Origin of the sequence: Actinokineospora xionganensis (assembly GCF_014323725.1) — a bacterium.
Lineage (GTDB): Bacteria > Actinomycetota > Actinomycetes > Mycobacteriales > Pseudonocardiaceae > Actinokineospora > Actinokineospora xionganensis.
The window spans coordinates 147,872-161,645 of the sequence record NZ_JABVED010000009.1 but is presented as its reverse complement, the minus strand read 5'-3'; the positions used below and the strand labels follow the sequence as shown (position 1 = coordinate 161,645).

At 70.7% G+C, this 13,774-nt stretch carries 9 protein-coding genes; 5 read left to right on the top strand and 4 right to left on the bottom strand.

Features of this window, described 5'->3' with window-relative positions; genetic code table 11:
- Positions 1-28 precede the first annotated feature (28 nt).
- The 3 genes from GPZ80_RS17415 to GPZ80_RS17405 are packed head-to-tail and all read right to left on the bottom strand — an operon-like array spanning position 29 to position 3,803.
- Complete coding sequence (locus GPZ80_RS17415; RefSeq protein WP_187221428.1) at positions 29-1,363, bottom strand: maltokinase N-terminal cap-like domain-containing protein; 1,335 nt, start codon at positions 1,361-1,363, stop codon at positions 29-31.
- Entirely contained in the window at positions 1,360-3,168 is a 1,809-nt protein-coding gene (treS, locus tag GPZ80_RS17410) for a maltose alpha-D-glucosyltransferase (protein ID WP_187221427.1), read from the bottom strand. The genes GPZ80_RS17415 and treS overlap by 4 nt, the downstream gene beginning before the upstream one ends.
- 50 nt (positions 3,169-3,218) lie before the next feature.
- On the bottom strand, positions 3,219-3,803 hold the full coding sequence (locus tag GPZ80_RS17405) for a TetR/AcrR family transcriptional regulator (protein WP_187221426.1): 585 nt from the start codon (positions 3,801-3,803) through the stop codon (positions 3,219-3,221).
- Positions 3,804-3,819: 16 nt separating this feature from the next.
- Between GPZ80_RS17405 and GPZ80_RS17400 the strand changes: the two genes are divergently transcribed.
- Positions 3,820-4,236 carry a DUF6463 family protein gene (locus GPZ80_RS17400; RefSeq protein ID WP_187221425.1) on the top strand — a complete coding sequence of 139 codons (417 nt, stop codon included), beginning with the start codon at positions 3,820-3,822 and terminating at the stop codon, positions 4,234-4,236.
- Here GPZ80_RS17400 and GPZ80_RS17395 read toward each other — a convergent pair.
- The gene (locus GPZ80_RS17395; RefSeq protein WP_187221424.1) at positions 4,226-6,187 is read right to left on the bottom strand and encodes an alpha-1,4-glucan--maltose-1-phosphate maltosyltransferase; all 1,962 of its coding nucleotides are present in this window, start codon (positions 6,185-6,187) and stop codon (positions 4,226-4,228) included. The genes GPZ80_RS17400 and GPZ80_RS17395 overlap by 11 nt on opposite strands.
- Before the next feature lie 296 nt (positions 6,188-6,483).
- On the opposite strand from GPZ80_RS17395, the gene glgP reads away from it, so the two are divergent.
- From glgP to GPZ80_RS17375, 4 genes are all read left to right on the top strand, one after another.
- A complete protein-coding gene (gene glgP / locus GPZ80_RS17390) occupies positions 6,484-9,015 on the top strand; it encodes an alpha-glucan family phosphorylase (protein ID WP_187221423.1) in 2,532 nt (843 codons plus the stop codon).
- 96 nt (positions 9,016-9,111) lie between these two features.
- Positions 9,112-10,338: an ATP-grasp domain-containing protein gene (locus tag GPZ80_RS17385; RefSeq protein ID WP_187221422.1), complete on the top strand. Its 1,227-nt coding sequence runs from the start codon at positions 9,112-9,114 to the stop codon at positions 10,336-10,338.
- Positions 10,308-12,008, top strand: coding sequence for an IucA/IucC family protein (locus tag GPZ80_RS17380; RefSeq protein WP_187221421.1), 1,701 nt, complete (start codon positions 10,308-10,310; stop codon positions 12,006-12,008). The genes GPZ80_RS17385 and GPZ80_RS17380 overlap by 31 nt, the downstream gene beginning before the upstream one ends.
- A gap of 2 nt (positions 12,009-12,010) precedes the next feature.
- Complete coding sequence (locus GPZ80_RS17375; RefSeq protein ID WP_187221420.1) at positions 12,011-13,768, top strand: IucA/IucC family protein; 1,758 nt, start codon at positions 12,011-12,013, stop codon at positions 13,766-13,768.
- Positions 13,769-13,774: the final 6 nt, after the last annotated feature.

Here is a 13,774-nt window from a genome sequence, read left to right as displayed (position 1 = left end):
AATCCCCGGCCTTGCGGCGGGGAGGAAGTCAAGTTCGGCGCAATGCGGTCAGTGGTACCCGCACCCAGTCGGGCCGGTTGCGGTGTTCGTAGGCCACCTCGTAGACGGCTTTGTCCAGCTCGAACGCCCGCAGGAGCACCGCCTGGTCGCGCGGGTCGGCCCCGGCCACCGAGGCGTAGCCCTCGCAGAAAGACGCACGATTGCGGTCGCTCCACTCGGTCGCCCGGGTGGTCCGCTGGTGGTCGTCGTCGGCCCCGAGCAGGGCGAACGCGGCGTAATCGAAGGACCTCAGCATGCCCGCGACGTCGCGCAGCGGTGACCTGGTCTTCGCCCGGTCGGTCGCCAGCGCGGCGGGCTCGCCCTCGAAATCGATCAGCACCCAGCCGGTGGCCGTGCGCAGCACCTGGCCCAGGTGCAGGTCCCCGTGGATCTGCTGGATCGGCTGGCTCTCGCGCAGATGGCGGACGGCGTCGAAGGCCGCGCGCAGCATCGGCTCGAACTCGGCCAGCTCGGGAACCTCGGCGGTGACGGCGTCGAGCCTGCCGTGCATCACCTCCACGGCCTCCGTGAGCCGGTCGGGGCTGACCACCTCCGTGCCCATGGTCGCGGCCAGGTCCGCGTGGACCTGGGCCACCGCCATGCCGAGCCGAGAGGACTCGCCCGCGAAGTCGCCGCCGACCTCGCCCGCGTGCAGGTCGCCCTCGGCCAGCAGGTCGCGGACGCTGGCCGTGGCCGTCGCCCACCCCTCGGCGGCGTCGGCCAGGTAGCGCTGGGCGAACCCGAACACCAGCTCGTCGTCCTCGACGACCGCGATCGGGTCGGCGATCTGTGCGCTGCCCACCCGGTGCAGCGCCCGGTGCAGCTCGACGTCGCGGTTTGGCCGCGGGCCGGGACGGCGGAACAGCTTGAGGATGTAGTGGTAGCCGAACACGATCGAGGTGTTGCTCTGCTCGACGCCGATCGGCCGCGCGCGCAGCCCCGTGACCAGCTCGACGTCGGGCTCCTTGGTCCAGTGGATGCCGCCATGGTCGGCCCCGGCGTCGAGCAGGGCGAGCAGCCCGGCCATCAGCTCACCGTCCTGGGTGGCGTCGTAGGCGTAGGACTCGCCGAGCCTGCCGATCACGCAGTGGTGCAGGTGCTCGGGCGGGTCGTCGCGGACTCCGATGAGCAGTTGGTAGCGCTCGCCGTCGGCGTCGATCAGTGCGTGCACCAGCGCCGGGTCGCCGTCGGCCAGCATCACCGCGCGCTCGACGAAGACGTCGGTCAGGTCGGTGCCCTTCGCCGCGAACCAGCGCTGGGCGGGCAGCCAGGCGCGCAGGTCCCCGGCCAGGGACTCGACGGCGTGCAGGGGACGGGTGCTCAAGGACCTTCGCCCTCCTCAGGAGTGAGCTGGAACCAGTAGAACCCGTGCCCGGGGAGGGTGAGCAGGTACGGCAGCTCGCCGATCGGCGGGAACCGGACGCCACCGGTCAGCTCGACCGGGACCCACCCGGCGTGGTCGGACAGGTTCAGTTCGACCGGCTGGGGGAAGCGGGACAGGTTGTTCACGCAGATCACCAAGTCCTCTGGGGCCCCGGGACTGAGGTGTCTACGCAGGTAGGCGAGCACACTCGGGTTCGACGAGCCCAATTCGGTGAAGTCGCCGAGTCCGAACGCGGGATGCTCCTTGCGCACCTGCAGCATCCGCCGCGTCCAGTGCAGCAGCGACGACGTGTTGTTCATCTGCGCCTCGACGTTGACCGCCTGGTACCCGTAGACCGGGTCCGCGATCGCGGGCAGGTACAGGCGCGCCGGGTCGCAGCGGGAGAAGCCCGCGTTGCGGTCGAGCGACCACTGCATCGGGGTGCGCACGGCGTCGCGGTCGCCGAGCCAGATGTTGTCGCCCATGCCGATCTCGTCGCCGTAGTACAGGACCGGCGAGCCGGGCAGCGACAGCAGCATCGCGGTGAACAGCTCCATCTGGTTGCTGTCGTTGTCCAGCAGCGGCGCCAGGCGTCTGCGGATGCCGATGTTGGCCTTCATCCGCGGGTCCTTGGCGTACTCCGCGTACATGTAGTCGCGTTCCTCGTCGGTGACCATCTCCAAGGTCAGCTCGTCGTGGTTGCGCAGGAAGATCCCCCACTGCGCGCCGTCGGGGATGGACGGTGTCTGGGCCAGGATCTCCGAGATCGGGAACCGCGACTCCCGGCGCACCGCCATGAAGCTCCGCGGCATCAGCGGGAAGTGGAACGCCATGTGGCACTCGTCGCCGCCCTTGTCCGGGTCGCCGAAGTACTCCACGACGTCGGCGGGCCACTGGTTGGCCTCGGCGAGCAGGACCCGGCCCGGGTACTCGTCGTCGACGACCTTGCGGCACTGCTTGAGGAACTCATGTGTGCGCGGCAGGTTCTCGCAGTTGGTGCCCTCCTCCTCGAACAGGTAGGGCACCGCGTCGAGCCGGAAGCCGTCGATGCCGATGTCGAGCCAGAACCGCAGCACGTCGAGCATCGCCTCGGCGACTTCGGGGTTCTCGTAGTTGAGGTCGGGCTGGTGGGAGAAGAAGCGGTGCCAGTAGAACTGGCCGCGCACCGGGTCGTAGGTCCAGTTCGACGTCTCGGTGTCGACGAAGATGATCCGCGCGTCGGAGTAGGCCTCGTCGCTGTCGGACCAGACGTAGTAGTCGCCGTAGGGCCCGTCCGGGTGCTGTCTGGACTCCTGGAACCAGGGGTGGGCGTCGGAGGTGTGGTTAAGGACCAGGTCGGTGATCACCCGGATGCCGCGCTGGTGGGCCTGGTCGAGCAGGTAGACGAAGTCGTCGACCGTGCCGAATTCGGGGAGCACCGCGCGGAAGTCACTGATGTCGTAGCCGCCGTCGCGCAGCGGCGAGGCGTAGAACGGCGGCAGCCACAGGCAGTCGACGCCGAGCCACTGGATGTAGTCCAGCTTGTCGGCCAGGCCGCGCAGATCGCCGGTTCCGTTGCCGTCGGAGTCGTTGAACGCCCGGCAGAGGACCTCGTAGAAGACGGCGCTCTTGTACCAGAGCAGGTCTTGCGGGACGGTGCGCGCGTGTTTGAAGTCCTCGGCTTGAGGCTCGGTGAGGTGGCCGTCGGCGGTCAGCGCTTCACCGGTGTGCGGGATGCCTTCGAGACCCAATGCCGCGTCCGGCGCGGTCGCGTCGTGAACCGTCATCTCGTAGTCGCCCTCGTTGTGTTGGCGGTTTGTTCATGCGTACCACGCGGTCAGCGCGGAAGCAGGCCCCGGTCGACGACGGACATCACCCGTCTGGCGGCGTCGGCGGCCTGCTCGGTGGCGATCTGGCCGTCCACCACGAGCGATGTCAGGCCGTGCATCACGCACCGTATGGTCAGCATGACGTCTTCGGGATCTTGCGGCTGGACGACTCCCGCGATCTGGGCTTTTCGCAGCGCCTCGCCGAAGATCTCGGTGAGGCGGCGCTCCGCCGCGGCGAGCCCGGGGTGCGCGGCGCGGTCGACCGGGCCGAACATGAGCCGGTAGAGCTGCGGCTCGCGCAGGGCGAACTTGAGGTACGCGGCGCCGACCTGGTGCAGCGCGTCGAGGCTCGGCTCCTTCGGTGTCATGGCTTCGGCCAGTTCGGCGAAGCCCTCTTCGGCCACGCCCGCGAGCAGCGCGTCGCGGTCGGCGAAGTGCCGGTAGGGCGCGGCCGGGGACACCTCGGCGCGTGCGGCGACCCCGCGCAGGGTGAGTTTCGCCGGTCCGGTCTCGCGGACCAGTTCGCGGGCGGCGGTGATCAGCGCGCGTCTCAGATCGCCGTGGTGGTATGGCTTGCCAGCCGATGTTGACATCGTTAACATCCTCCATGTGAACAACGTAAACATTACCCGCGTGGCGGGCTGGGTCGCCATCGCGGGCAGCGCTTTCCATCTGGTCGCCACCCCGTTCTCCCGCGGTTCGGCCTGGTCGGAGGTGTTCTCGCTCGGCTGGTGGAACGCCGTGACACTCAAGCCGACGCCCGAACGGTTACCCGTGGCGGAGGCCTTCTGGCTCACCCCCGGCAGCTTCGCCGCGCCGCTGCTGCTGTTCGGCGCGCTGGTCGTCTGGTCGGCGAATCAGGGCCACCGCGTCCCCGCCGCCTTCGGCTGGGGCCTGGCGGCCTGGGGCGTCGTGGCGGTGTCGCTGCTGCCCGCGTCGCCCGGCTGGATGTTCCCGCTGATCGGCGGCCTGATCGTCGCGGGCGACCGGCAGTGCAGCGGGACCCGCCCGAAGGTCAGCGCCTGAGGTGCACGATGTGGGCGACGGCGTTCCACGGATCGAGCCGGACGTAGTTCGCCGCGCCCCACAGCCAAGTCTGGCCGGACACCTCGTCGAACGCGGTGTAGGACCCGTGTGGGTCCAGGCCCAGCGCGCCGAGGTCGAGCCACACCGTGCCCTCCTGCGTGATGTTCGGGTCGAGGGTCACGACCGTGACCACTGTGTCGCCGGTGGTCGGATCGGTTTTCGAGTAGGCGATCAGCGCGTCGTTGTCGACATGGTGGAAGCGCAGCGTCCGCAGCTGCTGCAGCGCCGGGTGCGCCCGGCGGATCGCGTTGAGGCGGGTGATCCACGGCTGCAGCGAGCGGCCGTCGGCCAGCGCCTTCGCGTAGTCGCGTGGCCGGAGCTGGTACTTCTCCGAGTCGAGATACTCCTCGCTGCCCTCGCGGACCGCTTGGTGTTCGTAGAGCTCGTAACCGGAGTACACGCCCCACGTGGGCGCCATCGTCGCGGCCAGCGCGGCCCGGATGGCGAACATGGCCGGACCGCCGTGCTGCAGCGACGCGTGCAGGATGTCCGGGGTGTTGACGAACAGGTTCGGCCGCGCCTCGTCGGCGTGCTCGACCAGGTCGACTCCGAACTCGATCAGCTCCTGCTTGCTCGTGCGCCAGGTGAAGTACGTGTAGGACTGGGTGAAACCGAGCCGCGCCAAGCCGTAGAGCCGCGCGGGCCGGGTGAACGCCTCGGACAGGAACAGCACGCCCGGGTCGACCGCCTTGACCTGCTTGATCAGCCACTCCCAGAAGTCCGGCGGCTTGGTGTGCGGGTTGTCGACCCGGAAGATCCGCACCCCGTGCTCGACCCACAGCAGGACCACGCGCAACGTCTCCGCGTAGAGGCCCTCCGGGTCGTTGTCGAAGTTGATCGGGTAGATGTCCTGGTACTTCTTCGGCGGGTTCTCCGCGTACGCGATCGAGCCGTCGGGGCGGGTCGTGAACCACTCCGGGTTGGACTTGACCCACGGGTGGTCCGGCGCGCACTGCAGCGCGAAGTCGAGCGCCACCTCGAGGTCGAGTTCCCGGGCGCGGGCGACGAACGCGTCGAAGTCCTCGAACGTCCCCAGCTCCGGGTGGATCGCGTCGTGGCCGCCGTCGGCCGAGCCGATCGCCCACGTCGAGCCGACGTCACCGGGCTGCGAGAGCACACTGTTGTTGGGGCCCTTGCGGTTCACCGCGCCGATCGGGTGGATCGGCGGCAGGTACACCACGTCGAAACCCATGTCCGCGACCCGGTTCAGCTCCTTGGCCGCGGTCTTGAACGTGCCGTGCACCGCCTGCCCGTTCGCGTCGACGCCGCCGGTCGAGCGCGGGAAGAACTCATACCAGGAACCGTAGAGCGCGGTCCTGCGGTCGACCCAGATCTGCAGCGGCTTGCCCTTGGTCAACAACTCGCGTACCGGATGCTCGGTCATGACCCGGTGTACCGCTTCGGAGACCGCCTCCGCGATACGCGCGGGCAGCGGCAGCGAGACATCACGCAGCGCGCGTGCCGCGGACGCCAGCAGCTTCCGGTCGGAACTGCGGTCGGGCCTACGTGAGACCCGCTCCACCAGCCGAGCGCCGGTTTCCAGATCGTTGGCCAGTTCCTCGGGCCCCTGCGCCGCCGCGACCTTCACCTCGACCGCGTGCCGCCACGTGACCCACGGGTCGCTCCACGCGTCGACCCGGACCGTCCACAGGCCCGGGTGCTCGGGAACGATGTCGGCCCCGAACCGGTCCTCCGCGACGGGTTTCATCGCGGTCCGCCGGGCCCGGCCGTCCTGCGGTCCTCTCCACGTCACCGTGGCCGCCACGGCGTCATGCCCTTCCCGCCACACGGTCGCGCGCACGGGTATGTGCTCGCCGACCACGGCCTTGGAGGGGTAACGACCGCACGACACGATCGGGGAGACGTCATCGATTGCCAGCCGACCGCTCACCGGTTCGGCTCCTCTCGTCGCGGGTCCTGCTTCCTAGTCTGCCTTGCCTGTCCGCCTCCCCGAAATTCAAAGGGGTGGTCACCTGGCTTGTCATGGTGCGGTTTGGTGGGTAACCGTGGTCGGCCCGCGTCACGGTCCCCTTGGGCGCCGGTCGGATACTGGCGATGTTTCGCCGGTGGTGACGGCCGCTGATGGGGCGTCGGCGCTGGTCATGGGCCTTGTGGGCACGGGCCGTCACCGAGTGGGCCACCACTGGTGGCTTGCTCGATCCAGTCTGGCCGCTAGTGTCGTGCTCCGTGAGAGCCGTACGCCGATTCACCGTCCGTGCCGGTCTTCCCGAGCAGCTTGCCGATCTCGGCACGCTTGCCACGAACCTGCGCTGGACGTGGCACCCGCCCACCCAGGATCTCTTCGCCGCCGTCGACCAGGACATCTGGCAGCGCGTCGGCGGGGACCCGCTGCACCTGCTCGCCCAGGTGCCCGCGGAGCGGCTCGAACGGCTCGCGGGCGACGAGGAGTTCCTCAGCCGCGTCCGGGAGATCTCCGAGGACCTGCGCCAGTACATGCAGGCGCCGCGCTGGTACCAGAACCGCGCCCTGGAGGTCGACGGGACGAGATTCCCCGCGGCCATCGCCTACTTCTCGATGGAGTTCGGCGTCACCGAGGCGCTGCCGAACTACTCCGGCGGGCTGGGCGTGCTGGCCGGTGACCACCTCAAAGCCGCGTCGGACCTCGGCGTGCCGCTGATCGGTGTCGGCCTGCTCTACCGCTCCGGCTACTTCCGCCAGTCGCTCTCCCTCGACGGCTGGCAGGTCGAGCACTACCCGGTCATCGACCCCAGCGGCCTGCCGCTGGAGCCGCTCGCCGAGCCGTCCGGGGCGCCCATCCTCGTGCACGTCGCGATGCCGGGCGGGCGCATCCTGCGGGCCCGGATCTGGAAGGCGCAGGTCGGCCGGGTGCCGCTGCTGCTTCTCGATTCGGACATCGAGGAGAACTCCGACGATCTTCGCGGGGTCACCGACCGGCTCTACGGCGGCGACCAGGACCACCGGATCCGCCAGGAGATCCTCGCGGGCATCGGCGGCGTCCGGGCCGTGCGCACCTACTGCGAGCTGACCGGCACCCCGCAGCCCGAGGTGTTCCACACCAACGAGGGCCACGCGGGATTCCTCGGCCTGGAGCGTGTCCGCGAACTGGTCTCCGGGCACAACCTCGATGTAGACCAGGCGCTGTCCGCGGTTCGCGCGGGGACGGTGTTCACCACGCACACCCCCGTCCCCGCGGGTATCGACCGGTTCCCGATCGATCTCGTGCAGCACTACTTCGGCGACGAGTCCCTGCTTCCCGGGATCGATCTCCGCCGCATCCTCGCGCTCGGCGCGGAGGAGAACGCGGGCATGTTCAACATGGCCCACATGGGTCTTCGGCTCGCGCAGCGGGCCAACGGCGTGTCCAAGCTCCACGGTGCGGTGAGCCGGTCCATGTTCGGCGGCCTGTGGCCGGGCTTCGACACCGACGAGGTGCCGATCTCGTCGGTCACCAACGGTGTCCACGGTCCCACGTGGGCCGCGCGGGAGATGGCTTCGGCGTTCGACGAGGAGGACCCGTCGTCGGTCATCGAGTCGATGAGCGACGCCGAACTGTGGAAGCTGCGGTGCGGGCTGCGTGAGCGGCTCGTCGGCGAGGTCCGCAGGCGGGTGCGCGCGGCCTGGCTGCAGCGCGGCGCGTCGGCGCTCGAACTGAACTGGACCGACTCGGTCTTCGACCCGGACGTGCTGACCGTCGGCTTCGCCCGCCGGGTGCCCACGTACAAGCGGCTCACCCTCATGCTCCGCGACCCGGAGCGGCTGCGGGCACTGCTGCTGCACCCGGACCGCCCGGTGCAGTTGGTCGTGGCGGGCAAGTCGCACCCGGCCGACGACGGCGGCAAGGCGCTGATCCAGCAGATCGTCCGCTTCGCCGACGACGCCGGGGTCCGCCACCGCATCGTTTTCCTGCCCGACTACGACATGTCGATGGCCCGGTACCTGTACTGGGGCTGCGATGTCTGGCTGAACAACCCGATGCGCCCGCTGGAGGCGTGTGGCACCTCCGGCATGAAGGCGGCGCTGAACGGCGGCCTCAACCTGTCCATTCGGGACGGTTGGTGGGACGAGTTCTACGACGGCAGCAACGGCTGGGCCATCCCCACCGCCGACGGTGTCACCGACCCGGTCCGCCGCGACGACCTGGAGGCGGCCGCGCTCTATGAGCTGCTCGGGTCGCAGGTCGCGCCGCTGTACTACGACCGCGACCAGGGCGGGGTGCCCAGCCGCTGGATGGCGATGGTGCGCCACACCCTGATGTCGCTCGGCCCGCAGGTGCAGGCCTCACGCATGGTCCGCGAGTACGTCGAGGCGCACTACGCGCCCGCCGCCACCGCGGGGGTGCTCGCGCAGTCCGACGGCTTCCGGGCCGCCAAGGACCTCGCGGAGTACCGCCGTCGGCTCTCCGGTTCCTGGCCGCACATCCGGGTCACCAGCTGCGAGCTGTCGCTCGACGAGGGGCAGATGCCGGTGATCGGCGACCGGGTCCAGGTTCAGGCCTCGGTCGACCTGGCTGGGCTCGACCCGAACGACGTCGAGGTGCAGGCGGTGGTCGGCCGGGTCAGCGACGCCGACGACCTGAGCGACGTGGTGACCGCCACTATGCGGCCGATCGGGTCGGGCCGGTATTCGGCGGAGATCTCGCTTCCGCACGCGGGCGCGCTCGGGGTCACGGCGCGGGTGCTGCCCAAGCACGGTTTGCTCGCCACACACGCGGAACTGGGCAAGGTCGTGCTCGCCTGAGCGACCCGATCGGGCTGTATCGGGCCGTCAGCTTGACCTTGCCCCGGGAAGATCGTTAGGTATAGCTAACCTAACCGTCGATCTCGGGGGGCACCGTTGCGGCTCTACCTCACCGCGCTCATCCCGACCGACGCGGTCACCCACGGGCTGCTCCCGGCGTCCGCGCGGCTCGGGCTGGAGACCGTGGTCCTGACCGACCGCGCCGACCGGCACCGCGAGGCGTACCGCGATCTCGACTGTCCTCCGGTCGTGGTCGAGGCGGATGTCCGCGACGCGGGCGCGGTCGCCGCCCGGGTACACGACCTGGCGCCCCGGTTCGGGGCGCCCTCGGCGCTGATGAGTAACAGCGACCACCTGCAGGCCGCGACCGCGCTCGCCGCCGAACTCCTCGGGCTGCCCGCGAAGCCGTGGGCGGCGGCGGTGCGCTGCAAGAACAAGGCGCTCACCCGGGCGGTCCTGGCCGCGGCCGGGCTGGATGTCGTGCGGTGCGCCCAGCTCGATCCCGGAATGTCCTGTGTGGATGGTTTGGCGGTGCCGTTTCCCGCGGTGGTCAAGCCGCGGGAAGGGGTGGCCAGCGAGGACGCGCTGCTCGTGGCCGACCTCGCCGAGCTGACAGCGAGGGTCGCCGAGATCCGGGCCCGCAGGCCCGCGGCGACGCTGGTCGTCGAGGAGTATCTGGCGGGCGACGTGCGCACCTACGAGACGCTCGGCGACGGGGAATCGCTGTACCACTTCGGTTCCTGGCGGACGACCCTCGGCCCGCCCCCGCACTTCGCCGAGACCCGGCTCGACTGGGACCCGCGGCTGCCGCCCGCTGTCGAGGCGCACCTGCGGGCTCAACTCGCCGCGCTCGGGGTGGGCCTCGGGGCGTGCCACACGGAGTTCGTCATCGACGGCGACCGGGCGCGGATCGTGGAGGTCAACTACCGGCTGATCGGCGACACCATGGACCTGATCTGCGCCGACCTGCTCGGCGTCGACCTGTTCGCCGAGCTGATCCGGCTGCACCAGGGGCAGCGGCTGCCCGCCGGGCTGCCCGATCCGGTGCGGCTGCCGCGGCACGCCAGGGTGGACTACGTGCGGGCGGACCGGGCGGGTGTCCTGGTCGAGGCGCCCGCGGACCAGGAGTTCACCGTCGACGGGGTCCGGCTGGGGCACCGGCGGATGCGCGAGGTCGGCGTCACGGCGGATTTGCACGGGACGAACCGGGACTACCTCGCCGCGGTGCACGCGATCGGCCCGGATCGCTCCATAGTGGACACTGTGGTCGACGGGTTCCTGGCTGAGCGCCGATGGGTGATCGAACCCGTGGCGGCGGCGTGACCGTCGAGGCCGATTTGCTGCGTCGCGTGCTGGACGCGCTGCTGCGCGAGGACCACCTCGGTCTGGCCGAGCGGGGAGCGCTCGGTGAGCGGCCGGGCGACCACGACTGGACCGGGCCCTGGTGGTGCGCGCCGCTGCCGGGGAATCGGGAGGTGCGCCTGCCGGTCGCACCGGACGGATTCCTGGCCGAGTACCGACTCGCGCATCCTTCGGCCGTCGTCGCCGGGCAGGTGCTCGACACGCTCGCCCAGGTGTTGGTCGCACTCGCGCCCGCGGACGACCCGGAGGCGGAACAGGGCTGGGCGGACTTCGTCGAAGAGTGCGCGCAAACGCTTGCCGTCGTGCGGCTGCACGAGACCGCGCGCCCCGAGTTGTACGCCAAGATCCGGGCCGAGTCGGGTGCCGTGGGGTTTCGCGAGCTTCTGCACCACGAGTCGGTGGCCGCGCTGCGCGACCACCCCGTGCACCCGACGGGCCGCTGCCGCTGGGGTCTCGACGAGGCCGACCTGCGCCGCTACGCCCCGGAGTTCCTGCCGGACCTCAAGATCGGCTGGACCATCGTCCCCCGCGACTCGGTGCGGCTCTCCCCGTCGCTGGCCGCCGGTCTCCCGGACTGGTGGCCCGAAGCGGCCCCTGGTCGGCTCGCGGTGCCGGTGCATCCGTTGACAGCGAACCTGGACGGGGCGCTGCTCGCGACACCGACGCTGTCGACCCGCACGGTCGCGCTCATCGATGAGCCCGGCGTCCATCTCAAACTGCCGATGGCGACCGCGACACTCGGCAAACGCAACCGCCGCACCATCAAGGCGGGCACCCTGGCCGACGGCGACACCGTGCACCGGCTGCTGCGGGCGATCCTGGACCGCGAACCCGCGCTGCGCGAGCGGATTCTGCTCGCCGATGAGTCCGTCTGGCTCGACAGCGCCGACGACCTGCTCGCCGTGCTGGTCCGGCGCTATCCCGCCGACCTCGCGAGCGACACCCTCGCACCGGTCGCCGCGCTGCTCGCCGAAGACCCGGCGCGTCCCGGCGCCACACTGCTCGACACGTTCGCGGCCCGGCACACCGGCGGCGACACCGAGGCCTGGCTCGACACGTACCTGACCCTCCTGCTCGACTGGCATGTCGCACTGTGGGTCCGCTACGGCGTCGCGCTGGAGGCGCACCAGCAGAACATCACCGTCGCCATGGCAGGCGGCGATCCCTGGCTTCGCCTGGTCTACAAGGACGACGACGGCGCGCGAATCGACTGCACGCGCCTCTCCGCAGCGCTCGGCTTGCCTGTGACGCCGGACTCGTTCGCCGACCAGCGGATGAGCGTCACCGGCGATGACGACCTCGCCGACATGTTCATCACGATCACCCTGCACCTGTGCGCGGGCGCGCTGATCGTCGAGCACGCGGGCGACGACCTGGCGCGCCGGGCGCGGCTGTTCGCCTTGCTGCGGACCAGGATCGAGCAGGCGCTCCTCCGCTGGACCGACGTGGCCGACGCCAGGTCCGTCGCGGCAGCCGACGCGGTGCGCAGGCGGGTGCTGGAGGCGGAACACTTACCGGTCAAGGCGATGGTCACCGCCGGGACCCTGCTGCCCAAGCACCGCCTCGGCTGCACGGACATCAACAAGCACTACCGCCACGCCGGCCCGAACTATCTGCGCCCCAGGAGCTGATCTTGACCGCCTCGACCACCGCCGCGGCGGGTCTGAGCGTCGACACCGCTGATCTGCTGACCGCCCACACGATTCTCGGCTGCCTGGTCCGGGAAGTCGCCGGACCCGAACGGCGGACGGGGATCGTCGACCGCTTCCTCGTGGTGCACCTGCCACACACCGGCAACACGCTGCGGGCTCGGCTGCGGCGCGCGTCAACCGTCGCGGCCCACCGCTTCACCGGGCCCGTCCAGGCCGAGCAAGCCGACGGCGGGTGGCGGTCGTGCGGCGCCGACGAACTTGCCGCCCTGATCGACGCCGAACTCACGCTGCGCACCGGTCACGGGAACGACGAGTTCGCCGGGCAGGTCGCGGCCAGCCGTGACGCGCTCGATGACCTCCTGCGCACCCGGCCGAAGTCCGCCGACCGGCCGGTGCCGGGAGCCGCGGGCGCCTACCTCGACTCCGAACAGTCCTTGCTGGCCGGGCATCCCCGCCACCCGACGCCGAAGTCGCGGTCCGGCGGCTCCGCGCAGTGGCGCCGTTACGCCCCCGAGGCGCGGTCGGCGTTCCCGCTGCGTTGGCTGGCCGCACCCGCGGAACTCGTTCGCGACCACGTCATGGACGACGTGGGCTTCGACGGCCACGCGCGGACCGCGGACTTGCCTGTGCCAGAAGGATTCCGCGCGCTCGCGGTGCACCCGTGGCAGTTCGCGCTGATGTCCGCCGACGATGCCGCGGGGCCCGTCCTGCGCACGGCGATGGCGGCGGGCGCGCTGCGCGACCTCGGCGAGACGGGCCCCCAGTTCCATCCGACGGCCAGCGTCCGCACGCTCTACCAGCCCGAAACCGACCTGTTCCTCAAGACCAGCCTCAACGTGCGGATCACCAACTGTCTGCGCAAGAACGCCGATTACGAACTCGCGGGCGCGGTCGAACTCACCCGGCTGCTGGCCGGACCGTGCGCGCACGTGACGCGCGAACACCCGGGATTCGGGTTCCTGCCCGAGCCCGCCGCGCGCACTGTCGACCTCCCCACCCGCTACGGCGACGAGCGGGGGCGGCACGCGCTGCTGGAGGGATTCGGCACCATCGTGCGCGGCGGCCTGGGCGAGAACCTCCGCGGCCAGGTGCACCTCGCGGGCGCGCTCGCCGCCGAACACCGCGACCCTGCGGGGACTCGGACGCGACTGGCCGACCTGGCGGCGGACCCGGATGTCGAGGGGTGGGCGCTGCGGTGGTGGCACCGCTACACGACCCTGCTCGTCGCGCCGGTGCTGAGCCTGTGGGCCGAACACGGTGTCGTGCTCGAACCGCACCCGCAGAACGTGCTGGTCGTGCTCGGCCCGGACAACCTGCCGGTGCGCGTGCTCGCCCGTGACCTTGAAGGCACGAAACTTCTCGCCGACCGGCACCTGGACACCCTCGCCGCGCTGCCCGCCGACGTCGCCCGAGCCGTGGCCTACGACGACGAACGCGCGTGGAACCGGATCGCCTACTGCCTTTTCGTCAACCACCTGACCGAGTTCGCGGGCGCCCTCGCCGATCTCGTGCACGAGTCCGCGCCGGGGATGTGCCGGTTCGAGGACCGGCTGTGGTCCGATCTCGGCGACACCGTGGCCGGGGTGAGCCAGACCTTGGGCCATCCGCCGCGGCTGCGGGCGCTGTTGACCGGGCTTCCGTTGCCCGCCAAGACGAACCTGCTCGTGCGGTGGGAGCGCCAAGCCGACCGGCAGGCGGGTTACGTCCCCTTTCCCAACCCGATCGGCCGGCTTCTCTGAAAGGAA